Source organism: Shewanella intestini, assembly GCF_018221465.1.
GTDB lineage: Bacteria > Pseudomonadota > Gammaproteobacteria > Enterobacterales > Shewanellaceae > Shewanella > Shewanella intestini.
This window is the reverse complement of sequence record NZ_JAAIKR010000003.1, coordinates 55993-82950: the sequence shown is the minus strand read 5'-3', so window position 1 is coordinate 82950 and position 26958 is coordinate 55993. Positions and strand designations below refer to the sequence as shown.

Here is a 26958-nt window from a genome sequence, read left to right as displayed (position 1 = left end):
CTGACGCAGGATAAAAATTCAAAGGTCTTTACGGTGAAATAATAAACCCAAGCAACATGTTTAATCCCTACCTTTAACCAACTCAGTGAAGTGAAAGGCACTGACGTAAACACGTCAATCCCAGCGTAAATGCATGGCAAAGAAGTGCTCATTAGAATAATAAATAACGCATGTAACATGCGTTATTTGATGAACCTCAATGCCTTTTCCCAAAAGCGTAATCTCAAAAGGGAGAATTAAGTGATATTTTCCGTAAACTAACCATGGTAGTTTATGGAACGCCCAAATATTCAATCGTTGCTGATCGCCTATCACGTTATAATTGCAGTTTTATCTCAAGGGGTATTATGTTTACGCCACATACTTTTACTTTTTTAAAGCAACTTGAAAATAACAATGACCGAGACTGGTTTAAAGCCAATCAATCACAATACGAAGATAACGTCAGAACACCTGCATTAGCATTTATAACGGCTATGCAAGGGCATATTCTCGGGTTTTCACCACGCCTAACCGCGGTGCCTAAAAAAGTGGGTGGCAGTATGATGCGCCCACAACGAGACAGCCGATTTAGCAAAGACAAAACCCCGTATAAATTAAATGTTGGAATTCAATTCCGTCACTTTCAAGCCAAAGATGTCCATGCTCCGGGTTTATATGTGCATATCGCTAATGATAACTGCTTTATAGGCGCTGGAATTTGGCACCCAGAATCAAAAGCATTAAACGCCATTAGACAATGTATTGATGAAAACCCAAATGGCTATAAACAAGCATTAGCTGAGCTAAACACAGCTGGTTTTGAACTTACTGGCGACAGCTTAATACGCCCACCCAAAGGATTTGATAAATCACACCCATTACTTAATGAGCTCAAACGTAAAGACTTTATCGCCACAAAATCGATTTCAATCGAGCAAGTATGCAGCCCCGATTTCATCGACATTTGCGCGAATGAATTTGCTCATTGTCAACGCTTAATGGCTTATCTGTGTTTTGCTCTTGATTTAGATTACTAACATTAAGCTAGCTACTACGCTTTTAGCCGACCCCCTTCGGGCTACAAAATCAGCTCGAAATATCAACACCTCTTAGCTTTCAAGTAAAACCGAATGAAAACATTAAGCAGTTTTAAGGTGTAAATTAGCAAAAAATATTAGATATTGGGAACTATTATTGACATTTTATGTCAATATAACCTGAACCTAACGAGAAGGATTAATAATGAATTTTAAACAACGTTTTATGGCATTAAATATTAATGGTTTCAGACCGGCGTCGTTACTAACAAGTTTACACCCCATATTGGCCCTTATTGCCATCAGTATTATTTCGTTAGCTACATTAGCGCTGTTGCCTTTTTTACTATTATTTGCAGCAATTATGTTCCTTACCCTTAGCTTTTTGGGTAAAAAATTAATGACTAAAGCAATGAATCAAGAACAAAGTTTTAAGCAACAGCCACAATCAGAACGTTATGGGCATTCATCTGTACATAAAGGGCGAACCTTTGAACATAATCCAGATTAATTCAATTTATCGGCAAGCGGTGATGGCTAAAGGAGTTAGCCTCCCTTATTAGTAAACTAAATTCAATCGTCGGCAGCTTAGATAAACAAACACTTGCCATTACCGTTACAGCGACATGGCATGGTAAACTGTCTCTATTCGTTTTAGTTCAAGTCACAAGCAGCCTTTAAGATATTTCATGACCACATTTTCTACCACTTCAGCAAAAATGCCGTTAACGGTTACTGACATGCAAGTTGATTCAGCCATGCAACGACGTGCCATTAGTTACGCCAATACTCTCTTTGGATTATTTGATCAGGTAATGGTACAAAAACAACCTGCTGACCGCATATTGGCTGAATATTTCAGAGCACATAAGCAACACGGTTCAAAAGATCGCAAGGTGATCCGCGAAACCTTATTCAGTGTCTTTAGATGGTGGGGATGGTTGAAAAAATTCGGTGATTATCAAGACAGTAACACTTTTTTTTCCGCACTTTCTGTCGCAGGTGCATTAGAGCAGCATTCATGGCAACCGCTAACACAAGCTTGGCTGCAATTAAGCCATCACAGCATTGACCTCAGCGTTTTTTACCAAGATGAACAGGTTTTATCTGCTGCACAAAAATGTCAGTTATTAACTCACGTCTCTAGCATACCTTTAGACTTAATCGATCTCGTGCCAGACTGGTTTAGGGAGGCTTGTCCCGTTGCAGAAAAACAACAAACTAAACTCATCGAAGCACTTTGCACAAGGCCACCAATTTGGGCAAGGGCACAAAACATTGATGTTAAGCAATTAATCAAAAACTTAGCAACTCAAGAAATACACGCTATTGACAGTCCGCACTTTATTGACGCCTTAAATCTGGGCACTAAAAGCATTAACCTGCCAAGTGTTGACAGCTACAAGCGTGGCCAGATTGAAATACAAGATTTAGCCTCACAAGTCATTGGTCAAATATGTCAACCCAAACCACATGAGCAATGGTGGGATGCCTGCAGTGGTGCAGGCGGTAAGACACTGCAATTGCGCTCTCTTATGCTCCAACAAGACTCATTCTCGTCAGGTAGCATTATTGCATCTGATATTCGTAAAAAACCGCTAATAGAGCTTGTAAAGCGTGCCAAAAGAGCAAACTTTGACAACATCACCACGATGGCTTGGAAAGATAATACTTTACCGGTTAAAGCGGCTGCGTTTGATGGTGTGCTAGTCGATGCGCCTTGCAGCTGCACTGGGACATGGCGAAGAAATCCAGATATGCGCTGGATAGACGATTCTCGCTGTATTGAAGATAAACCAGCCTTACAGCTCGATATTTTGAGCCGCAGTGCTGCGGCTGTTAAAACAGGGGGTAAATTAGTTTATGCCACCTGCTCTATTTCACCTCAAGAAAATGAAGCGGTAGTGAATGCCTTCGCCCAACAACACCCTGAATTTAGCCAACAACGGTTAACCCATCCATTTACACATGAAAAAGTAACTATGCTTACCGTGTGGCCTCAAGAGGCGAATAGTGATGGTATGTTTGTTGCGGTGTTTATCAAACAATAGCCGCTCATATTCAACAGACATAAAAAAACCACTCTTTTGAGTGGTTTTTATTTATCGTAACTGCTGTACACATTTGATTGTGTCAAATTAGCTATAATAGAGCAGCTAAAGCCAATTTACTTACGATGCAAACGAATTATCAGCTCGGCTTCAGCTTTTGGTAACTCACATTCAGCCACTAACTCTTCAACACCAGCACCTAATCCAACCATCTTTAATGCTCGAGAATACAGTTTAGCTTGAGGGTCTTGTTGACTCGCTTCTTCAAGTTTCTCAGATTGTTGTGAGATTTTTTTCTCAATTTCAACCACCCTACGCCCCATGCCAATCGTTCCGCTGCGTAACTCTTGAAGCTCACGTTTTACTGTTTCACGTTGTCTATCTGACTCTTTAAGTAAAACAGTTAACGCCTCGACTTTGTTTTTTAGTTTCTTGAGCTGCCGATGTAAAAATAGAATCAACACAAAACAAACAATCACAAAACCTAATGCTGCAATAATAAACTCGTCACCCATTTACAATCCCAATAATCTACAGTTTAAACTTATCAAATGTTGGCATAAATGGATGATAACACAATTAAAGCTGAGTCAGCTCGGTCCACTCTTCATCAGATAATAACTTATCTAAATCAACTAAAATGAGAAGCTCTTCATCACGGTTACTAACACCTTGAATAAACTTAGCACTCTCTTCTGTGCCGACATTTGGCGCATTATCGATTTCAGAACGGCGTAAATATACAACCTCAGCCACGCTATCGACTAAAATACCAATGACTTGTTTTTCCGCTTCGATAATCACAATACGGGTTGAGTCATCAATTTCAGCAGAATTAAGCCCAAAACGTGAACGAGTATCGATAACAGTGACAACATTACCACGTAGATTAATAATCCCTAATACGTAATTGGGTGCGCCAGGTACTGGCGCTATTTCGGTATAACGTAATACTTCTTGCACCTGCATTACATTAATACCGTAGGTTTCATTATCTAATTTAAATGTTACCCATTGTAGAACTGCGTCATTATTACTAGCAGCTGCTGCTGCAACACTTCTTGAATCACTCATAGTTAACCTCGGTCAATCGAATCTTGACTACCTAAACCCGCTTCAAGCATTTGAATTAATGCCTGAACATGTATTATCCCGCACATTTGTTCTTTTACCACTCCGGCAAGCCATGGTCGTTTACCGGGTTTCTCACGCCAATTGACATGAGATTTATCAATCTTGACTGAATTGACAAGTGATTCACAAGCCAGTCCCCAATCACTGTCTTCAAGCATAACAATATACTGGTAATCTACTTCTGCTTGTAGCTCTGAGGTATATTTTTCAGGCATCACCCAAGCACAAGAATCAACCACATTAACTTGCCCCTCTCGATGAGGTTGTACACCTAAAAACCACTTGGGTCTACCAATGATATTATTTATTCGCTCGACTTTAACAATTCCACCCAAACTGACTAACGGAACCGCAAGTGTTAAGCCGGCAATATTAAAAAATAACACCTGAAATTCATCATCAAGCACTTCTTTTAAATTATAAACGACATTAGCAGGTGGTGAACCACTGGTTTTAACATCTGCTTGTGTTGCGTTTTTAACCGTTTGCTCAGTTTGTGGCTCATCAATCGCTTTTTGGGGCTGAGAAGGTGAAATTTCGTCTTGTTTATTATCGACTAAAGATTTGGTTTCTTTATCTTCTGTTTGTAACTTTTGTGCACTCAACTGAGTATTTTTCGTTTTTTGAGTAGCGAGCGCTTGCGCTGCAATAGCTTGCTTAACTTTTTGTGCACTTTGGTGGATCTTTTTCTCAAATTCGCTTGGCTGTTCAACCGCTGATGCTGCTGGTTTTTGCGATGTCTCTATTGGAGCAGAAACAGCCGAAAGTAGGCGCGCTAATGACGCTTTATCAACTGGAGGTTGCTCAAACGGTTTTGATTGCCCCCCCTTATTAGGTATATCAACTGGCTCAACCTTGGGCATATTTGTCGTTAATGCATCAACTTGATGAGCTAAATTCTTTTTTCCAATGCTTCGTTGCTGCGAATTCACGACGTTTTGTTGTTGAGTTAATTGACTTCTTTTATCTGAACTATCGCTTTTACCGTGAGCTATTTTTGTATCGTTATTGTCTGTTTGTTTATTGGTATCAGCCCTACTTTCAATTGATTTTTTTGCTTCAATAGTAACAGCGGTCGGCGTTTCTTTAGGCGCAACAATCTCTGCAACCTCAGAAGTAGGTTCTTGTAATAATAAATTAAAATAATCAAAAACAGTTTCATCAACCGATTTTGACATGGTCAAACTCCTGAGATAATAAAAAATCTAATAATCGGTCATAGGCTTTTACACCACGACTTCGTGGCGCATAATGTGATGCTGGAAGATGAGCTAAACTGGCATCACGAAATTTGGTGTCAACCGGAATAACATCTGGCCAAAGCGCATTAAGGTATTTATCTTGAAGATACGTGAGTGCAATAGGTGATGCCTTGGTTCGTTTGTCGTACATGGTTGGTAATATTGAATAACTATATGAAGTACGTTTAGAACGCCCCATTAATTCCATTGTTTTAAGCATTCTATCTAAGCCTTTAATGGCTAAAAACTCGGTTTGCACGGGAATAATAATATGTTCACTGGCCGCAAGCGCATTCACCATCAACACACCTAATACCGGTGGACAGTCAACAATGGCAACATCGTACTCGTCTTCCACTAAAGTGAGTAGATTACGTAGCACAAGCCCCATACCTTCTTGATGACCTAACGCTCGGTCTAATGTTGCTAATGCCATTGTGGCAGGCACAATATCAAGACCCTCAACTTGGGTTGGCAATATATATTGTTTTACAAACTCAAGAGATAATTGCTGATGATTAACAAACACATCATAAAGTGAACCGGGGACTTCTTCTGAATCAATCCCTAAGTAATAACCTAAAGATGCGTGAGGGTCAGTATCAATCATTAATACTTTTTGGCCGCGTTTAACTAATGCTCCAGCTAAGCTTGCAACAGTAGTTGTTTTCCCTACACCACCTTTTTGATTAGCAATTGTCCATACTTTCAAAGTTGCCTCACAAGACTGAAGTTAATTAATAGGATCTTGTTGCTCACGCGTTGTTACTCGAATACCACCATGAGGTAAATGAATCACTTTTACACCATCTTCATTTTCAGAAAGAACAACGGTTTTATTATTAAATTTAGTTGATATCTCTGTTGATTTAGTCGATTCAGCAGATGACTGAGCAGAAACTTTTTTTGTTTGTGATTCATCATTAACCACAACAGATGAAACATGTTCTGATTGCGCTTTTTTTACAAAACTTTGAGTTTGTTGAGGATGCGAAGACATCCAGTTTGCAATATCGACCGCTTGTTCATCAGGCACCATAAGCAAAATTTGAGAGTTCGTTAAGCGTTCAACATCAAGTTTTAGTCGCTTGTTTTTTTTAGCTGCATCAACATATAGCGAGCCCAATACGATACTTATGACAATCAATAAAAAAATTGCAAACATAAATAACGTATTAGATTTGCTACGATTAGCCACGAGCGCTCTCTTTAATAATGGCCTGAGCCATATCATCTAAAGGGATGGATAAGCTTGAGATACCTGCTGAGGCAACCGCTTGAGGCATACCGTAAACCACACAGCTGGCTTCATCTTGCGCCCATATTGTTGCGCCTCTTGCTTTTAACATTCGTGCACCTTCACGCCCATCGGCCCCCATTCCTGTTAAAACCACGGCTAAAACATCACCACCATAAATTTTAGACGCAGAGGCAAAGGTAATATCAACACTCGGTTTATAATTCATGTCTTCGTTACCTGCAATCACTTTTAAACGGCTAGAAGCCCCCATTTTTTCTAACAGCAATTGCATTCCACCCGGTGCAAGATAAGCACACCCTGGTCGTAAAACATCACCAGTTTTAGCTTCTTTGACCGAAATCTTACATAGACCATTTAGCCGCGATGAAAATGCGGGTGTAAATGCCGCTGGCATATGTTGAATAAGTAAAATGGGGTGCGGATAGTCTGCAGGAAACTTTGTTAAAATATTTTGTAATGCAACTGGACCACCCGTGGAGGTGCCAATAAGCAGTATTTTATATTTCTTACCACTGGCACGAATTGTCGTTTTTACTGCACCTGGCGCCGTTTTATTAGCGACTTTGTCAGTAACACTAGTACGGGCAGTTCTAAGTGACGATGTCGGACGCGAGGTGTCAGTTGGAGTAACCGTTTCACGACTTGCAGAGCCTGCACGTGGAGTGCGAAAAACACGACGATGCCCTAATGCCTTGATACGCTGTTGGAGCAATGCAATCGCATCGGCTTTATTGGTGGCAATATCTTCAAATCGCTTAGGTAAGAAATCTAGCGCACCAGCTTCTAAAGCATCTAATGTCGCTTTAGCGCCATCATGTGTTAGTGATGAAAACATTAAAATCGGTGTAGGATTATCTGCCATGATTTTACGCACAGCGGTAATACCATCCATCACCGGCATTTCAATGTCCATTGTGATGACTTGCGGGTTCAATTTTTTTGCCATGGTCACAGCTTCTTGACCATTTGTCGCAACGCCCACTACTTCAAGGTCAGGAGAGTTGTTAACAATTTCGCTCACTCGGCGACGAAAAAAGCTTGAATCATCAACCACTAAAACTTTTATAGCCATTTAATACCTTGCTTAGTGCTGTTTTATTTACTTGTTCTTGGCGTAATGCTTTAACAGGCCAGGTACATCTAAAATGAGTGCAATACCACCGTCTGAGGTAATTGTTGCACCAGCCATACCTGGTGTACCTTGTAACATGCTTCCTAGTGGTTTAATTACCACTTCTTCTTGACCAATTAATGCATCCACTACAAAACCAATTTGCACTGTCCCTAGCTGTACAATTACCACGTGGCCATGCAATTTGTCACCATGTTTAAAGCGACTGCGATCACGATGTAACCAATTCTCTAAATAGAATAATGGTACCGCTTTATCACGCACAATAACGGTAAGTTGACCATCAACAATATTAGTTTTAGTCAGATCAAGATGGAATATTTCATTAACACTTGAAAGTGGCAGTGCAAAGACTTGTTTGGCAACATCGACCATTAATGTTGGCATGATAGCAAGTGTCAGCGGCACCTTAATTTCAAGAATGGTTCCAGTGCCTTGAATAGAGTCGATGTGTACGGTACCGTTTAATTGTGCGATACGGGTTTTAACCACGTCCATTCCAACACCACGGCCTGAAATATCTGAAATTTCTACTTTAGTAGAGAAACCTGGGGCAAAAATAAGATTATAGGCTTCGTTATCAGTCATGCGTGCTGCAGCATCTTCATCTAACACACCACGACTAATGGCAATTTCTTTTAGTTTTTGAGCATCCATACCCGCACCATCATCTTCAATTTTCAAAAGAATATGGTCGCCTTCTTGGCTTGCAGATAAGGTAATTGTTCCGGTACGTGATTTACCATTTGCTTCACGTTCTGCTGGCATTTCAATACCATGGTCAACAGAGTTTCGAACTAAATGGACAAGTGGATCTGCAAGAGCTTCAACCAAGTTTTTATCGAGGTCTGTATCTTCACCTACCATCACAAGCTCTATTTCTTTACTGAGCGAACGAGCTAAATCACGCACAACGCGAGGGAAGCGACCAAATACCTTCTTAATTGGCTGCATGCGGGTTTTCATTACCGCGCCTTGTAAATCTGCAGTCACCAAGTCCAGGTTTGCTAACGCTTTACTCATTTCTTCGTCTTCACGAGTAATGCCTAAACTCACAAGACGATTTCGTACTAATACCAGTTCACCTACCATGTTCATGATTTCATCTAAACGGGAGGTATCAACGCGAACAGTTGTTTCACCTTGTGGAACCGATGCTGTTTTTGTTGGTTTCTCTTTTACTGCGTCAGCTTTAGCTGGTGCTTTAGGTTTAGCTTTAGCTGGTACTGCTGCTTTAGGCTGCGCAGGCTTAGCTTTAGGTGCTGGAGCAGCCGATTTTACAGGTGTCGGCGTTAAAGGCTCTTGAGCTTTAGGGGCAGACTCAACCTTCTTCGGCGCACTACCTTTACCGTGTAATTCATCAAGTAGCGCTTCGAATTCATCATCAGTAATATCATCTGCGTCAACTAACGGAGGCTGTTCAATCACTGCTGGTTGAGCTTTTTCAGATTTAAAGCTGCCTGAACCATGAAGTTCATCTAATAGAGCCTCAAATTCATCATCTGAAATATCGTCTGAGTTTGGCTGTGCAGCTGAATCTTTTTCAGCATCCATTGTCGTTGTTGGGCTTTTACCCTCACCGTGCAATGCATCTAGCAGAGCTTCAAATTCAGATTCATCTATTTCATCAATTCCACCATCACTTGCAGGTGTTGTTGACTCAACAAGCGTTGTTTCATGGACCTCATTCACAGGTTGAGGCTCCACAACAGGCTCTTCAACAACAGGCTCTTCGTCCATTTCTGAAGGCAAAGGAGCACCTGAACTCAATAGCTTTAGTTTGCTAAGTAGCTCAGGGGCAGCAGGTTCTTGCTCAATGCCTTGTTGAGTTTGCTCAAACATGCTGTTGATTGAATCAACCGCTTGTAAAATAATGTCCATTAACTCCGCGTTAACGCCACGTTTGCCGGTTCTGAGCAGATCAAAGGTATTTTCTGCCTCATGACAAACATCAACCATAGGGGTTAGGCTTAAGAAACCAGCGCCACCTTTTACCGTGTGGAAACCACGGAAAATTGCGTTTAATAAATCACTATCTTCAGGATTATTTTCTAGAGCAACAAGTTGCTCTTGTAAAAGTTCGAGTATTTCACCCGCTTCAATTAAAAAATCCTGCAGTATCTCTTCATCAACATCAAAAGACATTAAGTTGACTCCTAATTAGAAACCCAAACTCGATAACAGATCGTCGACTTCATCCTGATCAGATACCACGTCATCACGTGACTCAGCATCCATAATTGGACCTTCAGCCTCAATTTTATTCTCAGTTTGTTCAATTTCATTCATTGGCATATCGCCAAACACCGTCAGCATTGAAACAAGGTTATTTTCAACCTCTCTGACAAGGTCAATGACTCGACGGATCATTTGCCCAGTTAAATCCTGGAAATCCTGTGCCATTAAAATTTGATTAAGTAATTCACGTAAGCGATTTGAATCATGTTCACTGTGTGACATAAATTGTTGAACATCATGACATAACACTTTGAATTCATTTAACTCAATATCACGTCGCATCAGTTTGTCCCACATTGGGGTTACTGATTTGATATTGGTAATAATGGTATCGGCCAAAGGTAAACATTCTTCAACTGCATCCATGGTTTTATTTGCAGCTTGCTCTGTCATATCAATGACATAATTCAAACGTTCTTTAGCATCAGGGATTTCCGTGTTGGCTAATTCTGATAACCGACTATCAAGTTGAAAGTCTTGAAGCGCACTATGAAGTTGTCGGGTTAATTTCCCCACTTCTTCAAACAATTCACGTTGTAGTGGTGTCGCAAGCTCTCTGATTAATTCATCAGCTTGTTCTTGTTGTTCTGCACTGAGCAAATCAACCAGCATTTGGGCTTGTTCAAGTGTGATCAATCCCGTATTTTCTACCTGCATGACATTTTCCTACTAACCTAAACGTTCAAAGATTTTATCAAGTTTTTCTTTGAGAGTTGCGGCTGTAAAAGGTTTTACAACATAACCATTTACCCCTGCTTGCGCGGCAGCAATGATCTGTTCTCGTTTTGCTTCAGCAGTTACCATTAATACAGGTAGATGCTTTAAAGAGTCATCTGCACGAATGGCTTTAAGCAGGTCAATTCCCTGCATGCCAGGCATGTTCCAATCCGTTACCACGAAATCAAATTCGCCCTTTTGTAACATCGGTAAGGCTGTTGAGCCATCATCTGCTTCTTGAGTATTATTAAATCCCAAGTCTCGCAACAAGTTCTTAATGATACGTCTCATTGTTGAAAAATCGTCAACAATAAGAATCTTCATATTCTTGTCCAAGGTTTCCTCCGGTGAGCTAACACTTACGTGCTCTGATTATTAAATTAGTTCTGTGTCCAATGCTTAAGCTTGCCTTTTAATCGCAACATAGCCTGACTTAATATCTGACTAACTCGTGATTCGCTTACTTCAAGAATGGCGCCAATTTCTTTCAAGTTTAATGCTTCGTCATAATATAAAGATAAGACAAGAGCATCTCGTTCAGGCAAGGTTTTAATCGCCTCGACTAACGCAGATTGGAACTGAGTTTCTGCAAGGGACTCAAACGATTCATCTGGATTTTCATCCTCAGGAACGATGATATCTTGCGAAACACCAAGATCTTCAATGCCAATTACTTTCCCGACTGCGACATCATTTAAAATGTGATGATATTCATCAAGTGTCATTTCAAGCTTTTCTGCAATTTCGGTGTCTCGGGCATCTCGCCCAAGTGTTTGTTCTAATTCATCAATAACTTGAGTTATTCGTCGATTATTTCGGTGTACTGAACGAGGAACCCAATCTCCGCGGCGGATCTCATCAATCATTGCACCACGAATACGGATCCCAGCAAAGGTTTCAAACTTCGCACCTTTATTACCATCGTATTTAGATGACGCTTCTAAAAGCCCCATCATTCCAGCCTGCAATAAGTCATCTAACTGAACAGACGCAGGTAATCTAGCCAACATATGGTGAGCAATTCGTTTTACGAGCGGAGCATATTGTTCAACAATAGATGTCTTGTTATCGAACTGAGTATATGCTGCGACTTTATTCACTCGTTCTTTCCTCTTGTTGAACTGACCTTTGGACTAAACGTTCTACAAAGAATTCTAAGTGACCGCCAGGTTGCTGTGGAATTGGCCAAGTTAAAATTTTATTCGCTAAGCCATGATAAGCAATTGCAGCTGGTGATTTGGGAAATGCTTCAATGACCAATTTTTGCTTACGAACAGATTTACGTAAATTATCATCAAATGGAACGGTTGCCACTAACTCTAGTGCCACATCCAAAAATCTGTCGGTAACTTTACTGAGTTTGGCAAACAATTCCATACCTTCTCGTAAACTACGAACCATATTGGCAACAATTTTAAAATGAAATACACCATGTTCCCGACTTAATATTTTAATTAAAGCGTAGGCATCAGTTATTGATGTTGGTTCGTCACATACCACAATTAAGACATCTTGTGATGCGCGAGAAAAGCTCAAAACCATATCTGAAATACCAGCCGCAGTATCAACAATTAAAATGTCAAATTGCGTTCGCATTTCACTAAAAGCACGAATAAGTCCGGCATGTTGAGCTTGCGTTAGCTCGACCATACCTTGGGTACCTGAAGTAGCAGGTACAATACCGATACCTTTAGGCCCACGAACAATAATATCGTCTAGTTCTGATTCGCCAGAAAGTACATGAGATAAATTCTTCTCAGCCCGAATGCCTAACATAACGTCGACATTCGCTAAGCCTAAATCCGCATCAAGTACCAGTACACGTTTGCCTTTTTCAGCAAGTGCGACGGCAGTGTTAATAGAGACGCTCGTTTTACCGACCCCACCTTTACCGCCTGAAACTGCAATGACTTTAACTTTTTCATTATTTGGTTGATTCATCATACGTAAACCGCTTGCTTGATCCCGGGTCATATCTCTACTCAAATGCATAGGTCATGTTATTGGAACATGCCGACTGATGTTGTTTGTTCAGTTTCATTTAAAGCGCTTAATGCTTGCTTTGCTAAAGCTAAGGTATCGGCAACTTTCATGTCTTCTGGAACACGCTGACCATCAGTCACATAACTTAATGGTAATTCATTTTGAATCAATACACTTAGCGCACCGGCAATTGATACTGACTCATCTAATTTGGTTAATATAGCACCCGATAATGGGATACGCTTAAAATGATTAACCGCATCTTGTAGCACTCGACGCTGTCCTGTTGCAGACATCACTAGGTAACTTCGAATAGGTATTCTGCTGTTCGCAGTTAAATTATCAAGTTGTTGATACAGGCGCATATCACGCTGGCCCATACCTGCGGTGTCAATTAACACCAACTTTCTATTTCTAAATTGATATAAAATTTGTTCTAGTTCTGACAAATCATGTGCTTGCTTAACTGGGCATCCCATTATTTTGCCATAAGTAGCTAATTGCTCATAGGCTCCGATACGATAATGATCGGTTGTCACCATTGCCACTTGGTCTGCACCATGATGGGCAACAAAGCGCGCGGCTATTTTAGCAAGCGATGTGGTCTTACCAACACCCGTTGGACCGACAAATGCAACAACACCTCCACGTTTTACGATGTCATCACCTTGATTGTCCAGTAAATTAGCTAAACTTTGTGGTAATGCCCTCACTAAATCAGCAGGAGTATAGTTTTGGCTTAATGAAGCAAGGCTTGCTGCAACTGGCTCAGAAAACTCAGCGCTTATTAACTTACTTTCTAACATCGCCCCCACAGGATCTGTACGCTTCTTTTCTTCTTTCATTAACTCAGACACTTGATGAGTTAAAATATTTCTTAGTGACGCCATTTCTTCTCGAAGGGAATCAAGCTCAGCAGACTGTTGCTGGCGATGATTTTTTGGCTGACTATTGTACTGCGGTACTTTTAGCTCGCTTCGTTGAGGCTGAGGTTGTGTTGATGCTTCTAATTGTCGAGCCCATTCTGGCAATTCTGGTTCATCATTTTGACGCGCTGTCATCTGTTGATTCATACGACTTTGCTGCTTCTCAAGCAAAGCTTGTAGTGAGTCAGCGACTGGCGGTGGGCTAGCTTTAGTCTGTGTTTTAATAGCCGGTTTATTGGTATTTAATGAAACTTTATCTTCAGAAACATCCATGAAGCTTGGCGCAGGTGCTTGCGAAGCAACGTTCGCTTTAGGCTCGTCGTAATCAACCGCAGCTACAATTTCAATCCCGCCAGCGACTTTTTTATTGGACATGATCACAGCATCAGAACCCAATGTTTCTTTTACTTGTGCCAATGCACCACGCATATCTTTGGCAAAAAATCGTTTAATTTTCACTTAAACACCTCATGAACTCCCCGAGTCGTTACTGACCAACTGCCGAAACAATTCTAATTTGTTTTTCATCGGGGATTTCTTGATAAGAAATCACCCGTAAACTCGGAATAGTGTACTTAACAAATCTAGACAACGTTGATCTTAACATACCTGAAGTTAATAAAATGGCTGGTTGACCGACCATTTCTTGCTTTTGTGCAGCATCTAAAAGTGATTGTTGCATACGTTCAGCAAGACCAGGTTCAATATTCGGCCCTTCACCACCGGTTGCCTGCATAGACTTATGCAACATTTGTTCCAGCTCTGGAGCCAAAGTTATGACGGGTATTTCTAATTCAGGCCCTGAAATTTCTTGAACAATCATTCTTTTCAGTGCGATACGAACCGCCGCTGTTAACACTTCAGTGTCATTACTTTTCGCACCATATTCAAGTAATGTTTGAACGATTGTCCGTAAATCTCTAACCGACACGCCTTCATTGAGCAAGTTCTGCATGACTTTAACAACATGGCCTAATGGCATCACATCAGGAATAAAGCCGTCAATTAATTTAGGTGATTGTTTGCCTAGCATCTCAACTAATTGTTGAACTTCCTCATAGCCAAGAAGTTTAGCTGCATTATTACTCAATAACTGGCTTATATGCGTCGCAACAACAGTTGCGGTATCGACGACGGTGTAACCCAGTGTTTGTGCTTGCTCTCTTTGTTCTGGTGATATCCATACAGCTTCTAATCCAAAAGCGGGGTCGCGAGTCTCAATACCATCAAGTTTGCCATAGACTTGGCCAGGATTAATGGCAAGCTCGCAATCATGCCTGACTTCTGCCTCTCCAACAACCACCCCCATTAATGAAATTTGATATGCATTGGGAGCCAAATCAAGATTGTCTCGAATATGCACAGCGGGTACCAGAAAACCAAGCTCTTGAGACAATTTTTTACGCACCCCCTTGATACGACTTAATAACTCACCACCTTGCCCTTTATCGACCAAGGGAATTAAGCGATAACCGACCTCTAAACCAATGGTGTCCACATGGCGCACATCTTCCCAGCTTAATTCCTTTTGTTCCGTTTCTTTTGGTTCTACGGGGCCGCGAGCAGCAAGCTCAAGCGCTTGTTCTTTTTTAGTATTATTGCGTTTATACACGAAATACGCAGCAGCAGTTGTCACCATTGCAAATGACAAAAAAGCAAAATGAGGCATGCCAGGTACGATGCCCATGATAAATAATACCCCTGCCGCAATAGCTAATGATTTAGGGCTGTCAAACATCTGACTTATCATCATCTGCCCCATGTCACCAGATTCGTTTTGACGCGTCACCATTAACGCGGCTGCAATTGATAGCAATAACCCAGGTATTTGAGCGACCAAGCCATCACCGATGGTCAATAACGTATAAATCTCAACCGCATCAGAAAAGCTCAGGCCATGTTGAACCATCCCAATGACAAATCCACCTAAAATATTAATCGCTAGGATCATCATTCCCGCAATCGCATCCCCTTTTACGAATTTAGATGCACCATCCATAGCTCCGTAAAAATCGGCTTCTTTGGTCACTTCTGCACGGCGAACACGTGCTTGTTCTTGATTTAAAACCCCCGCATTTAAATCGGCATCAATTGCCATCTGTTTACCAGGCATTGCATCTAAGGTAAAACGCGCACTCACCTCAGAGATACGGCCAGCACCTTTAGTTACAACAGCAAAGTTAATTACAATTAAAATCAAGAACACCACTAAACCAACAGCATAGTTCCCGCCAATCACCACCGAACCAAACGCCTCAATAACTTTACCTGCGGCATCACCACCATTATGACCTTCTAATAACACAACCCGAGTGGAAGCCACGTTTAACGCAAGACGTAATAAGGTTGCAACTAATAACACTGATGGAAACGCAGCAAAATCAAGAGGTCTGTCAGTGTAAATAGACACAAGCAGAACAATTAACGCAAGTGCAATATTGAATGAGAATAAGATATCGAGTAAAAACGGCGGAATAGGCAGCACGACCATACCCAAAGCGGCCAGAACCAGTAACGGTGTACCAATCCCTTTAAAGCTTGAAGGTCGAATTTGTTTTATTTGCCCAAGAGCGGCTTTTACGTCCATCGATGGAAACCTTTTTACAATCGTAGTGAAATATCAACGCATTTTTGACGCGCAACATCATCAGAGCAAAAACTAGGCCAAATATACAGGTTTAATATTTAAGTTCATCAGGTATGGGCTGATTCTGAGGCACTGGTGTTGGTTTTTTACCTCGCCCCTTTTGATATTGGCGTAATTGAAAAACATACGCTAAGACTTGTGCAACCGCAGTAAATAACCCTTCTGGCACTTGTTGCTCAACTTTAGTGGTATGATATATCGCCCTTGCAAGTGGCGGAGCAGATACAATTGAAATGTCATGTTCACGGGCTATTTCACGAATTTTAAACGCGACTTCATCAACGCCTTTGGCGATAAGAAAAGGTGCTGAAGAGCGCGTAACATCATATTTGACTGCCACAGCGTAATGTTCAGGGTTAACCACAATGACATCGGCATTAGGGACTTCAGCCATCATCCGTCGCTGCGCCATTTCCCGTTGCATTTGCCTTACCCGACCTTTGACCTCAGGTTGCCCCTCGGTGTCCTTGTGCTCATCTTTTATTTCTTGTTTGGTCATTTTTAACTGTTTGTTGTGGTTCCATATTTGAAACGGAACATCAATCACCACAATAAATAGCATAGAACTGCACAATAAAATAAATAACCAAACCAATAAATGTAGCGCTTCATAAACATTGCCGGGCAAATGGCGTCCAGACAAGCCTAATATTTCAGTAAAATGTGAACTTAATAAAAAATAAGCTGAAAAAGCAACCACAAGAAACTTTGCGACCCCTTTAACTAGCTCAATTAACGCTTGCGGGCCGAACATTCGCTTAAAACCTGACATGGGGTTCATTTTTGACCCTTTGGGCATAAAAGCTTTAGTCGAAAAAGATAAGCCTCCTAATGCAATATTACCAATAAAGGCAACTAACGCGAGCAGCGAAATAAAACCCACTAATGGCATTGCCAACTCGAGTCCCACAACGCCCCACACTCGATACATCGATTTAGTATCAAATATTTGGTCACGCTCCATTTTCATTAGGTGTTCCATTATAGTATAGAGCGCTTTAGCTAACGCAGGACCTGTTATCGCAAACCCAACAGCCGCCGATAAAAGTACAGCAGCAGTGCCAAGCTCTTTTGAGCGAGCAACTTGTCCCTTTTCACGCGCCTGTTCTAGGCGCCTGGAGGTGGGGTCCTCGGTACGTTCTTGGCTGGTATCGTTATCTGCCATCACTTACCTTAATAAGTTGCACTACGATCTATCTGGCATTGAAGATGTAGTAAGTCACACATTAATAACTGCCCAGATAACCATACTTCAGAAAAATGCGCCATTATCGGACTTAATGTTAACCACAAAATAAACAGCCCACTCACCATGGTGACAGGGAAACCAATTGAAAAAATATTCAATTGGGGTGACGCTCGAGTCATCACGCCAAAAGATAAGTTAATCATGAGTAATGCAACAATCGCACTTAATGACATTGTTAATGCTGCGCCAAACATATACCCCCCCCAATTAGCCAACTCCCAATAGTTTTTAATTGAAATACCCGCCATAGAGATCGGAATCGTTTCAAAACTGGCCACCAGCATTTTAAACATCAATAAATGACCATCAACGGCTAAAAAGATTAATGTCGCTAACAATAAAAAGAAATTACCTACAACGGGAGTTTGTTGACCAGAGCTAGGATCGATCATAGAAGCAAAACCTAAACTAGTTTGCATACCTATTATCTGCCCAGTTAATACAAAGGTTTGCATCACCATTAAAGTAACAAAGCCCATAGCAACACCAACAATAATTTGCTGCGCAATGATAAATACAGTGCTAAATGCAATGAGGTCGATTTCAGGAAGTGGCGGTAATACGGGGGCAACAGCAACCGTAATAGCAACAGATAAGAGCAGTCGTACTCGAGCAGGCGTGGTATTGGCACCAAACACCGCCATCACCATTAACATTGAAGATATTCTAAAAAAAGGCAGCAGATAGGCAGCAAGTGCTTGGCTTATTTCAGCAAATAAAATTTCCATTACTTAGCCTATAACTTGGGGGATCATGTTCACCATTCGAATAAAGAAATCCATCATGGTTTCAACCAACCAATGGCCTAAAAACATTAATGCACCTAAAGTGACTAATAGTCGCGGCAAAAAGCTCAATGTTTGTTCGTTAATAGAGGTCGCTGCTTGAAACACAGCCACAATTAAACCGACGAACAGCCCCGGTAAAATAATGGCCGAAACAATCAATACAATGACCGAAAGCGCTTCACGAAAAATATCAATTAAGGATTCCGGTGACATAACGTATCCTAAATGCCGAAGCTATTAGCTAAGGTTCCCATCACGAGCCCCCAACCATCAACCAATACGAATAACATGATTTTAAAAGGCAATGACACAATCATTGGCGATAACATCATCATCCCCATCGCCATCAAAATACTGGCAACAACCAAATCAAGCACCAAAAATGGGACAAATAACATAAAGCCTATTTGGAATGCCGTCTTTAATTCGCTCGTGATAAATGCAGGAATAAGTACCACCATTGGGGCCTCTTCCGGTGAAGCAATATTTTTATAACCAGAGATTTCAATAAAGGTTTTTAAATCGGTGGTTCTTACCTGAGAGAGCATAAAAGCCTTTAGTGGCTCTTTGCCAACATCATACGCTTGTGACAAGGTCATATTGTCTTCAATGTATGGTTCAACAGCCGTCGAATAAATCTTGTCAAATACAGGCGCCATAATAAAAAAGGTCATAAACAGACTTATGCCAATGAGTACCTGATTTGAGGGAGTCTGCTGTAACCCTAACGCTTGTCTTAATATCGACAACACCACAATAATACGTGTAAAAGAGGTCAACATAATAACCATTGCAGGGATAAAACTCATTGCTGTCATCAGCAATAGAATTTGCATGGTAACGGAGTACTCCGTACCACCGTCCGCCGCAGTCTTAACCGTTAAAGCCGGTAAAATGCCATCTTGTGCCATTGCCATCGAAGAATGACCTAACATCATCATCGTTAACACAGTAACAACAGCAGTTATCGTCCACTTTTGCATTATTGTTGTTCCTTTGCTCTTTTAAGCTTATTTGCAAACGTTGTCGAGTCCACGACCACTGGCTGTTCAAGCTTATCTAAGACACTGATTTGCTGGCCTGTGACACCAATAAAATATTGCTGTCCATTTAGTTCAACAACCATTAACTTTTCACGTTGGCCTAGGGAAGTCACTGCAACTGTTTTTATCACCCCATGATGATTGGGCATAATATTGAGACGCTTCACGATATAAGCCAACACAAAAATAAGCGATATAACAACCAGCAATCCGCCAATCATATTCGCAATCGTAGACACATAAGAAACGTTAGGAGAAGTATCAACCGTTTTCTGAGCGATATCAATAACGGTGGGAGATGATGCTATTGCTTGGGTAGTTACGGCCAAAATTGCATTAATCAAAAGCTCGGCTCCTGTTGGAAAAATGCCTGCAGCCAAATAGATACAAGCAATTTCAATAGATGTTAATTTATTTCAGTTTTTTGATTCGTTCCGTTTGGCTGATAACATCTGTTAGGCGAATACCAAACTTATCATTGACGACCACAACCTCACCATGGGCAATCAGTGTGCCATTGACCATCACATCTAATGGTTCACCAGCGACACGATCGAGTTCGACAACGGAGCCTTGGTTCAATTGTAATAAGTTACGAATACTGATAAAGCTGCGGCCGACTTCCATTGAAATGGTTACCGGTATGTCTAAAATTGAGTCGAGTTTATCTGCTTGTTCTTTTGTCAGTGGGGTTGATTCATCCACTAATTCGTCGAGTTCGACTTGTTCAGCTTGATTTGCTTCTTCAATCGCTTGTTCAGCCATTGCTGCAGCCCAATCATCACCGGTATCTTCTGTACTCATTGTCTCACCTTATAACTCTGACAAATCACGCGACTTACCTTTGCGTGTGACTAATTGTAATTCTGATTTCACTGTCTCTGGACGGGCAATTCTCTCACTGACTTTCAATGCTAAATTCTCACGAGACTGCCCCATTTTACACCGGAATGTCGGTAAATCTTCAACGCGCATCATAATATGTTCAGGCAATTCAATTGGTACGATATCGCCAGCACGTAACTCCATCACCTCACGAAGAGAGAGTTCTTTTTCAACAATATTGGCATCGATGCCGACTTCAACATCCATAATTTCATCACGCAATGCTTGCGACCAACGCATATCGGTATCTTGCTTATCACTTTGCACACCCGCATCAAGCAATTCACGAATCGGCTCAATCATTGAATATGGCATTGTGATATGAAAATCACCGCCACCACCATCAACTTCAATATGGAATGAGTTAATAACGACCACTTCTGTTGGACTCACAATGTTGGCCATCGCCGGGTTAACTTCTGAGTCTAAATATTCAAACTCAACATCCATCACAGGTGCCCAAGCATCTTTATAATCTTCAAAAATAATTTTCAACAGTAGTTGAACAATACGTCGTTCAGTAGGCGTAAATTCGCGACCTTCAATTTTTGCATGAAAACGCCCATCGCCGCCAAAAAAGTTATCCACCAAGATGAACACCAAGCGGGCTTCCATGGTAATCAGTGCCGTACCTTTTAAAGGGCTAAAACGCACCATATTTAAACTAGTTGGTACAAATAAGGTATGCACATATTCACCAAACTTAAGCATTTGCACACCATTAATTGACACTTCGGCTGCCCGTCGCATCATATTAAACATGCTAATTCTTAAATGACGCGCAAAACGTTCATTAACGATTTCAAGCGTTGGCATACGGCCACGAACGATACGATCTTGAGATGAGAAATCATATGATCGGGCATCGGCTACCGCAACATCATCAACATCATCTTCCTCAACATCGTCTACCCCATGCAGCAGGGCATCAATCTCGTCTTGGCTTAATAAATCACTCACATTTTGGCCTTAATTGCTTGCGTTAACTTGATTTTAGTTGCAGCGATTACTGCATAACAAAACCGGTAAATAATACTTTCTCAACTACTTTTCGACCTGTTACTGCTTGAAGTGTATTTTGAACATTCAATAATGCCAGTTTTCTTAGTTCATCTTTTCCCACTTGGGTACTGAGTTTTTCATAATCGGCAGCACTAAAGGTAGTTAATAATGCATCTTCAATTAATGGGATGTGCTTTTTAGTTAATACATCATCATCACCGCGAACCATCAATTGCACTTTTATTTCCACTAATCTTGAACGCGTTAAGCCCGGCAAGTTAAAGAGAAACGGCCTTGGCATACCGACATAATTGGCTTCGCTACTATTATCAGTGGTGACATTTGCTGTTTCACCTGGTACGACTTCGGCGTTTTCTGTAGGGGTTGCATCATTACTGCCTCCACTTAAAAATAACCATGCTCCGACACCAATACCAGCGACTAACACCACACCGATAATGATAAAAAGTAACTTCTTACTTTTTTTACCCGCGCCATTTTCATTTAATTCTAATTCTTGTTCTGCCATGGATTAATCTGTTCCAATTGTTGACACATGTATCTTAACGACGTAATTAGTTAATACTGCAATTGTTTTGTTCAGATTACTATAGGTTAACTACTTATGCATAATAATCTATACCTGAATGAGAACTTGCCGCAGTATTTCTAACCGCTTGTGGCTCTTGTGCTGCTATTTCATCCAAATTTGCATGTTGCTCCATTGGTTGGCCTGAAGAGCGTTCTTGTTGTTGCTCTGAACCTTGTTGGGAAACTTGGCTATCAGTTAGATTCATTCCTTCTTGGGCTAACATATCTCTTAACCTTGGAATGGCTTGCTCTAATACATCACGGGTTTGTTGATGCGCGGCATGAAATTGAACTTGAGTTTGATCGCCTTGAACTTGAATCTTGACCATCATTGAGCCTAATTCGGCGGGATCAAGCCTAATTTCAGCATGATGTACTCCATTTGACACCATCGTCATCAATTGCTGCTTCATTAATGGAGAGAATCGCTGGATCATCTCCTGCATCTGATTGCCTCCTTCGGCATTAGCTCTTAGCGACAATTGAAATTGCGGCACATCAGACTTATGAACAGGGGTAAAACTACTTTGATTTTGCAACGACTTAACGCCATCAATAGTAGAAGTCGTATCGGCATCATCAAGGCTAATATTATCTAAATGGGCTTGGGCTGTTGCATTACTGGCCGTCATTGTTGGCGCATTAGCTATGGCCGCATTAACCGTATTAAGCGCTTTATCTGGGCCATTATTCGTTACTGATTTAATAACGCCTTCAATGGCAGTATCACCACCGGTTTTTGCAGCATTAGTAGTCGTTGCTTTTTCGCCTAAGATATTACCTTCTGCCACATTTTTACTCGCAGAATTAACCGCAGCAGCGCTTAAGCTAACCACATCGCCCTCAGGCTTTCGTTGCGACACTTTTAAAGACATTTGCGCAGCAATGTTTTCATCAATTTTAACGCCAGCAAGTTTATCCTTATCAGCTTTGGCATCTTGCGCTGGCAGTAATTGATTTAACATGTCCATCACGGCTTTATCGCTAGAAGTTTTAGTGCTGCTAGCCGTTAATTTGTTGTCAGCAGGCATTTGATTAAGTAATGCATCAATTTTAGCAGCTTGCTGCGCATCTAATTTATTGGCAGAGCTAGAGCCTTGGGTCGCAGCAAGTGGATTAATCCCCTCCATATCTGCTTCTGCCATTGATAAAATTGACTCATCAACAACAGGCGCTTGCATATTATAATCTGAGATTAACTGGTTTAAATCCGCTTTATTCATTGCTTGAAGTTGTGCTTTACTTTGACCACTAAACCCCATTAAGTCCTGCAATTGAGTATTATTGAGTTTATCGATTAATTGTTCAGGTGTTTGTTGCTGTGTGGCTAATGGTAAGGTTTCAACAAACAAATTAGTGTCATCGTCTGATGTGGCAGAAATTTGACTTTCGTCACCCGTAGCATCATCAGACGGCAATATTTTTCCGCCTTCATTATTTTCACGTTTAAGATTTTCAGACATTGATAGTTGGGCAAATATCATTTCAGCACCATCGTCAGTGGTGTCATCTTTTTTCTCTTTTTTGTCTGCCGATTTTGTTTCGTGCGACTTTATTTCAGATGATTTTTCATTTTTATCAGAATAGATTTGATGAATCTTCGTTAAAGATTTTTTTTCACTCGCATTACTCAATGCTTCAGCAAATGATTGACTATCATCCGTTTTCGACATTTTTATCGTCGAATTAGATGCAGTTTTACTGCTTTTACCAAATATAATTTGATTCATTTGCTGCATAATATGCCTCACAATATGTTTTTGCTGATGGTATTTACCCAATAACGGCCTAACGGTTTAACTTTACGCCATTTAACACAGTATAAAATGGGATTGTTATTGGTTTACGGCTCACCAGAACTCCCACAATTTAACGCTGTCATTGCAATGACAGGATCAAACCTAATCGAGACAAATGCAACTTTAATGCCAATTGATAATTTTAATTGGCTCACTTCTATTGAGCGTTATCCAACATTATTTCCATCGCGCTCATTCATTGATTACCAAGCGTCATTATCACGCCAGTTTCGCAAACAACGTTGTCGCTATTGGCATTTTGCAAATACAAAAAAACCGCAATGAGCGGATTGCGGTTTTTCATTTGTTCAAGGTTTAGCTAACGATTAAAATCAGCCATCGTTGCCATTAATTAGCTGATTTATATTCTTGATAAGCTTCACCTTGTGTTAACCATTTAGGCGCAGGTTTGCCTTTTAAGTAATGCTCAAAGTACTCCATCATCCGAATTGAATAGTCGAGCTTGTTCGGGTACTTTTTCAAATGATGCGGTTCATCTTGATATTGCAACAACACCACGTCTTTGCCAGCACGGCGCATAGCTAAATACATTTCAATACCTTGTTCCCAAGGCACGGCATCATCTTTATCACCAAACATAATCATCATTGGTGTGTGAATACGTTCTGCATAAAATATAGGCGAATTTTCAATGTATTTTTGCGGCGACTTAAATAACGACTCGCCAATACGGCTTTGCCCTGTTTCATACTGGAACTGACGCGCTAAGCCACTACCATGTCGAATACCACTGTAGGCACTGGTCATATTTGACACCGGCGCCCCGCTCACTGCGGCTTTAAAAATATCCGTTTGGGTAACAGCAAAAGCGGTTTGATACCCACCCCAAGAGTGTCCTTGAATGCCGATTGCATCAGGGTCAGCGATTCCCAAATCAATAATTTTCTGTACCCCAGATGTTAATCCTTTAACCGCGGATTGCCCTGGGTAACCCACTTCAAAGCGAATATCGGGTAAGAAAATGGCATAACCATTGTCTGCATACCATGCAAAATTAGGCCGATGGTTGATTTTCATGTCAGGGAAAGCATGTAATCTATCGCTCATAAAGCGATAAAAATAAACCAATACAGGGTATTGCTTACCTTGTTGATAATTCGTCGGTTTAATTAATACACCATCAGTTTTTTTGCCATCACCGTCACGCCAATGAACTAACTCTGATTGTCCCCATGCAAACCCATCGCGTTGTTTATCAAGCTCAGTAATTTGAATAGCTTTAGCTGGAGAAGTTAAGTTAGCAACCTTTAAATCTGGATATTGGTCATAACGTTGCTGGGTATATACAATCGTTTGGTTATCAGATGCTCTCGCTGCAACCTTCAGTTTACTTTGCGTTTCTAATACCGCTTTAACACCAGACTCATCCTCTTTAGCTAAATAAAAGTTATCAGCCTTAGTGCTGTGGCTATAACCTTTTAATAATAAGGTTTCACCTTGCTTTAGCGTAGTTTGAGTATTGGGTTTATTCACTAAACCGCTTAAACGAAACTCGATATTTTGTTGCCGACCTTTACCGTTGGTTAGCATAAATCCGGTGTGTGATGTGGTGTTAAACTGCCATGTATCAAATTTGTCATACACCACAATACCGCTATCATCTTCAACCCAAGGGCCAAAACCATAACCAGGCGCAAGGCTTGGATAATCATGGTCTTCATTTGCAAAAGAAACGCTTAAATTGTGAGTAAGGTTATGTTTACGATTATTGCTAATGTCGTAAAGGAATACGTCACCTTGTTTATAGTAAGCAACAAACTTGGCGTGAGGTGATAATGTTGGCATCGCATAACTAGATTGCTGTGCCAGCACTAAGTTGTGATTACCCGTATTTAAGTCAATTAAATAAACGTCACGATAAAACCCCGCCCATGTAGTCATCTTTTGATATGGCAAATTTGAACTGGCAAGCAAATAACGTTTTTGCTGCCCCATATTCACATCAGGAATGGCCTTGGTTGCCAGTTGCACAATTCTGTTAGCTTGAATATGCAAAACCGCTAAATAGGTATGCTTTAACTGTTTATTATATTCTTTGACTTCTTGCGGTTTAATTTTGGGATCATCACCGTGCCATACACGAAGATTGCGCTGACCGACAATGATATTACGATCAACAACATCCGCTTTTGTTTTGTACTGAGCAATTTGTTGTTGCGGCTTCACACTGGGTACACGGCCAAAGAACAATCGTTCGCCATCATTTGAAAACGTAAGTGAGCTGTACTGATTAAGTGTCCATTCTTTGGTATTGGGTAATGTAATGAGTTTATTATTGTTTAAGTCCACCAACTTAAGTTGGTATTCACGTCCCCAACGCAACGCTTGGCTATCGCCAACAGTAAACGCTAACTTTTGCGCTAGAGTTGAAATAGCAATATGGCCAACTTGTAACGTATTAGAGTCAAACACAACGGTTTGTTTTTGCGTCGTGAGATCAACCCATTTAACTTGATGTAAGTTGGTCGTCGTATCATTAATAGCGGCTGAAAATGCCGTACTTTTATCATCAAAAACCCACTGAGTCACATGATCAAAGTCGATACGTTTGTCATTGGCCAATTGAATTAATGACAACCCATTGCCAATATCGGCTTCTTCAATCTCTTTAACTGGCTTATCTGTCTCTGAATCTGTGTCTTGGTTATCTAACGGCTCAAATTCAATCGCAATAAATTTACCATCGAGACTAAATTCAGCATGTTTGACGCGTTTAAATTCGGTTTGCCGCCCATTTTGGGTGTTCAGCACAATTAAGTTATTGGTTAATGACTTTTTATCCGCTGTTTCTTGCTCAAGTAACGTGGGGGGGATCGTCGCCATCACAAACTGACCATCTGCCGATGTTTGTACTTGCGAGCCATTAGCAATCGTGAATTGCTTTTGTTTTTCTCCCATCACAGTCACGAGTACACGGCTATCACCACGGTCTGGTTTCGCCTCAACAGCAATGACAGTTCCATTATTTGAAATCACCGGTTGTTGCAGCGTTTCAAAACTCATAATGTCTTCAAGTGTTAATTGCTTGGCTGTGGCCGATGTAAAAACACTCAGCGTTATCGCACTGACAGCCATGGCAATTGGCATCATTTTAATCAATCTCACATTCGCCCTCTTTTTCTTATTATCAATTTGGCATACTAGACTAAAGTCGTTTTCCTAAAATGAGGTAACTACCTATTCTTAAGTGCATTTTATTATTGATTTTTATCTAGTTATGTCAAAATAACC

The 26958-nt window shown here is 40.9% G+C and carries 25 protein-coding genes and 1 pseudogene; 3 read left to right on the top strand and 23 right to left on the bottom strand.

Going from position 1 to position 26958, the window contains the following annotated elements:
- Positions 1-347 precede the first annotated feature (347 nt).
- The 3 genes from G3R48_RS05040 to G3R48_RS05030 all read left to right on the top strand — a co-directional run bounded on the left by G3R48_RS05040 (position 348) and on the right by G3R48_RS05030 (position 3070).
- A complete protein-coding gene (locus G3R48_RS05040) occupies positions 348-1019 on the top strand; it encodes a DUF2461 domain-containing protein (RefSeq protein ID WP_153662592.1) in 672 nt (223 codons plus the stop codon).
- 205 nt (positions 1020-1224) lie between these two features.
- On the top strand, positions 1225-1530 hold the full coding sequence (locus G3R48_RS05035) for a hypothetical protein (protein WP_153662594.1): 306 nt from the start codon (positions 1225-1227) through the stop codon (positions 1528-1530).
- Positions 1531-1708: 178 nt separating this feature from the next.
- A complete protein-coding gene (locus G3R48_RS05030; RefSeq protein ID WP_153662596.1) occupies positions 1709-3070 on the top strand; it encodes an RsmB/NOP family class I SAM-dependent RNA methyltransferase in 1362 nt (453 codons plus the stop codon).
- A gap of 116 nt (positions 3071-3186) precedes the next feature.
- Here the strand turns inward: G3R48_RS05030 and G3R48_RS05025 are convergent, their stop codons facing one another.
- The 23 genes and pseudogenes from G3R48_RS05025 to G3R48_RS04915 all read right to left on the bottom strand — a co-directional run bounded on the left by G3R48_RS05025 (position 3187) and on the right by G3R48_RS04915 (position 26823).
- Positions 3187-3585 (bottom strand): DUF2802 domain-containing protein, encoded by a 399-nt coding sequence (locus tag G3R48_RS05025; protein ID WP_153662598.1) that lies wholly within the window; start codon positions 3583-3585, stop codon positions 3187-3189.
- Positions 3586-3649: 64 nt separating this feature from the next.
- Positions 3650-4144 (bottom strand): chemotaxis protein CheW, encoded by a 495-nt coding sequence (locus G3R48_RS05020; RefSeq protein ID WP_153662600.1) that lies wholly within the window; start codon positions 4142-4144, stop codon positions 3650-3652.
- 2 nt (positions 4145-4146) lie between these two features.
- Positions 4147-5382 carry a chemotaxis protein CheW gene (locus tag G3R48_RS05015; RefSeq protein WP_153662602.1) on the bottom strand — a complete coding sequence of 412 codons (1236 nt, stop codon included), beginning with the start codon at positions 5380-5382 and terminating at the stop codon, positions 4147-4149.
- A complete protein-coding gene (locus G3R48_RS05010; protein WP_153662604.1) occupies positions 5366-6157 on the bottom strand; it encodes a ParA family protein in 792 nt (263 codons plus the stop codon). The genes G3R48_RS05015 and G3R48_RS05010 overlap by 17 nt, the downstream gene beginning before the upstream one ends.
- 21 nt (positions 6158-6178) lie before the next feature.
- The gene (locus tag G3R48_RS05005) at positions 6179-6643 is read right to left on the bottom strand and encodes a membrane anchored protein in chemotaxis locus (protein ID WP_323741251.1); all 465 of its coding nucleotides are present in this window, start codon (positions 6641-6643) and stop codon (positions 6179-6181) included.
- The gene (locus G3R48_RS05000; RefSeq protein WP_153662606.1) at positions 6636-7778 is read right to left on the bottom strand and encodes a protein-glutamate methylesterase/protein-glutamine glutaminase; all 1143 of its coding nucleotides are present in this window, start codon (positions 7776-7778) and stop codon (positions 6636-6638) included. Before G3R48_RS05000 ends, G3R48_RS05005 begins: the two co-directional genes overlap by 8 nt.
- Positions 7779-7805: 27 nt before the next feature.
- A complete protein-coding gene (locus G3R48_RS04995; RefSeq protein WP_153662608.1) occupies positions 7806-9983 on the bottom strand; it encodes a chemotaxis protein CheA in 2178 nt (725 codons plus the stop codon).
- A 15-nt stretch (positions 9984-9998) separates the two neighbouring features.
- Positions 9999-10733, bottom strand: coding sequence for a protein phosphatase CheZ (locus G3R48_RS04990; protein ID WP_153662610.1), 735 nt, complete (start codon positions 10731-10733; stop codon positions 9999-10001).
- A 12-nt stretch (positions 10734-10745) separates the two neighbouring features.
- Complete coding sequence (cheY, locus tag G3R48_RS04985; RefSeq protein WP_153662612.1) at positions 10746-11129, bottom strand: chemotaxis response regulator CheY; 384 nt, start codon at positions 11127-11129, stop codon at positions 10746-10748.
- Positions 11130-11173: 44 nt separating this feature from the next.
- Complete coding sequence (locus G3R48_RS04980; protein ID WP_212593227.1) at positions 11174-11893, bottom strand: RNA polymerase sigma factor FliA; 720 nt, start codon at positions 11891-11893, stop codon at positions 11174-11176.
- Positions 11886-12767 (bottom strand): MinD/ParA family protein, encoded by an 882-nt coding sequence (locus G3R48_RS04975; protein WP_153662614.1) that lies wholly within the window; start codon positions 12765-12767, stop codon positions 11886-11888. The genes G3R48_RS04980 and G3R48_RS04975 overlap by 8 nt, the downstream gene beginning before the upstream one ends.
- Positions 12768-12771: 4 nt before the next feature.
- Positions 12772-14161 (bottom strand): annotated as a pseudogene (gene flhF / locus G3R48_RS04970) (flagellar biosynthesis GTPase FlhF).
- 28 nt (positions 14162-14189) lie between these two features.
- Positions 14190-16289: a flagellar biosynthesis protein FlhA gene (gene flhA / locus G3R48_RS04965; protein ID WP_153662616.1), complete on the bottom strand. Its 2100-nt coding sequence runs from the start codon at positions 16287-16289 to the stop codon at positions 14190-14192.
- Between the two features lie 91 nt (positions 16290-16380).
- A complete protein-coding gene (gene flhB, locus G3R48_RS04960; RefSeq protein WP_153662618.1) occupies positions 16381-17514 on the bottom strand; it encodes a flagellar biosynthesis protein FlhB in 1134 nt (377 codons plus the stop codon).
- A gap of 8 nt (positions 17515-17522) precedes the next feature.
- Entirely contained in the window at positions 17523-18326 is an 804-nt protein-coding gene (fliR, locus tag G3R48_RS04955) for a flagellar biosynthetic protein FliR (protein ID WP_153662620.1), read from the bottom strand.
- A 3-nt stretch (positions 18327-18329) separates the two neighbouring features.
- Positions 18330-18599, bottom strand: coding sequence for a flagellar biosynthesis protein FliQ (gene fliQ / locus G3R48_RS04950; RefSeq protein WP_153662622.1), 270 nt, complete (start codon positions 18597-18599; stop codon positions 18330-18332).
- Between the two features lie 8 nt (positions 18600-18607).
- On the bottom strand, positions 18608-19327 hold the full coding sequence (gene fliP / locus G3R48_RS04945; RefSeq protein ID WP_380714558.1) for a flagellar type III secretion system pore protein FliP: 720 nt from the start codon (positions 19325-19327) through the stop codon (positions 18608-18610).
- A gap of 41 nt (positions 19328-19368) precedes the next feature.
- The gene (gene fliO, locus G3R48_RS17220; protein WP_228497334.1) at positions 19369-19809 is read right to left on the bottom strand and encodes a flagellar biosynthetic protein FliO; all 441 of its coding nucleotides are present in this window, start codon (positions 19807-19809) and stop codon (positions 19369-19371) included.
- Between the two features lie 31 nt (positions 19810-19840).
- A complete protein-coding gene (fliN, locus tag G3R48_RS04935) occupies positions 19841-20233 on the bottom strand; it encodes a flagellar motor switch protein FliN (RefSeq protein WP_153662626.1) in 393 nt (130 codons plus the stop codon).
- Positions 20234-20242: 9 nt separating this feature from the next.
- Positions 20243-21274, bottom strand: coding sequence for a flagellar motor switch protein FliM (gene fliM / locus G3R48_RS04930; RefSeq protein ID WP_212593225.1), 1032 nt, complete (start codon positions 21272-21274; stop codon positions 20243-20245).
- Positions 21275-21320: 46 nt separating this feature from the next.
- Positions 21321-21845 (bottom strand): flagellar basal body-associated protein FliL, encoded by a 525-nt coding sequence (gene fliL, locus G3R48_RS04925; RefSeq protein ID WP_153662628.1) that lies wholly within the window; start codon positions 21843-21845, stop codon positions 21321-21323.
- Between the two features lie 94 nt (positions 21846-21939).
- Positions 21940-23646 carry a flagellar hook-length control protein FliK gene (locus G3R48_RS04920; protein ID WP_153662630.1) on the bottom strand — a complete coding sequence of 569 codons (1707 nt, stop codon included), beginning with the start codon at positions 23644-23646 and terminating at the stop codon, positions 21940-21942.
- Positions 23647-24054: 408 nt separating this feature from the next.
- Positions 24055-26823 carry a S9 family peptidase gene (locus G3R48_RS04915; protein WP_380714560.1) on the bottom strand — a complete coding sequence of 923 codons (2769 nt, stop codon included), beginning with the start codon at positions 26821-26823 and terminating at the stop codon, positions 24055-24057.
- Positions 26824-26958: the final 135 nt, after the last annotated feature.

Coding starts and splice junctions, on each gene's coding strand:
- G3R48_RS05040 (WP_153662592.1), top strand. CDS start 348: ATGTTTACGCCACATACTTTTACTTTTTTAAAGCAACTTGAAAATAAC.
- G3R48_RS05035 (WP_153662594.1), top strand. CDS start 1,225: ATGAATTTTAAACAACGTTTTATGGCATTAAATATTAATGGTTTCAGA.
- G3R48_RS05030 (WP_153662596.1), top strand. CDS start 1,709: ATGACCACATTTTCTACCACTTCAGCAAAAATGCCGTTAACGGTTACT.
- G3R48_RS05025 (WP_153662598.1), bottom strand. CDS start 3,585: ATGGGTGACGAGTTTATTATTGCAGCATTAGGTTTTGTGATTGTTTGT.
- G3R48_RS05020 (WP_153662600.1), bottom strand. CDS start 4,144: ATGAGTGATTCAAGAAGTGTTGCAGCAGCAGCTGCTAGTAATAATGAC.
- G3R48_RS05015 (WP_153662602.1), bottom strand. CDS start 5,382: ATGTCAAAATCGGTTGATGAAACTGTTTTTGATTATTTTAATTTATTA.
- G3R48_RS05000 (WP_153662606.1), bottom strand. CDS start 7,778: ATGGCTATAAAAGTTTTAGTGGTTGATGATTCAAGCTTTTTTCGTCGC.
- G3R48_RS04995 (WP_153662608.1), bottom strand. CDS start 9,983: ATGTCTTTTGATGTTGATGAAGAGATACTGCAGGATTTTTTAATTGAA.
- G3R48_RS04990 (WP_153662610.1), bottom strand. CDS start 10,733: ATGCAGGTAGAAAATACGGGATTGATCACACTTGAACAAGCCCAAATG.
- G3R48_RS04975 (WP_153662614.1), bottom strand. CDS start 12,767: ATGACCCGGGATCAAGCAAGCGGTTTACGTATGATGAATCAACCAAAT.
- flhA (WP_153662616.1), bottom strand. CDS start 16,289: ATGGACGTAAAAGCCGCTCTTGGGCAAATAAAACAAATTCGACCTTCA.
- flhB (WP_153662618.1), bottom strand. CDS start 17,514: ATGGCAGATAACGATACCAGCCAAGAACGTACCGAGGACCCCACCTCC.
- fliR (WP_153662620.1), bottom strand. CDS start 18,326: ATGGAAATTTTATTTGCTGAAATAAGCCAAGCACTTGCTGCCTATCTG.
- fliQ (WP_153662622.1), bottom strand. CDS start 18,599: ATGTCACCGGAATCCTTAATTGATATTTTTCGTGAAGCGCTTTCGGTC.
- fliP (WP_380714558.1), bottom strand. CDS start 19,327: ATGATGATGTTAGGTCATTCTTCGATGGCAATGGCACAAGATGGCATT.
- fliN (WP_153662626.1), bottom strand. CDS start 20,233: ATGAGTACAGAAGATACCGGTGATGATTGGGCTGCAGCAATGGCTGAA.
- fliL (WP_153662628.1), bottom strand. CDS start 21,845: ATGGCAGAACAAGAATTAGAATTAAATGAAAATGGCGCGGGTAAAAAA.
- G3R48_RS04920 (WP_153662630.1), bottom strand. CDS start 23,646: ATGCAGCAAATGAATCAAATTATATTTGGTAAAAGCAGTAAAACTGCA.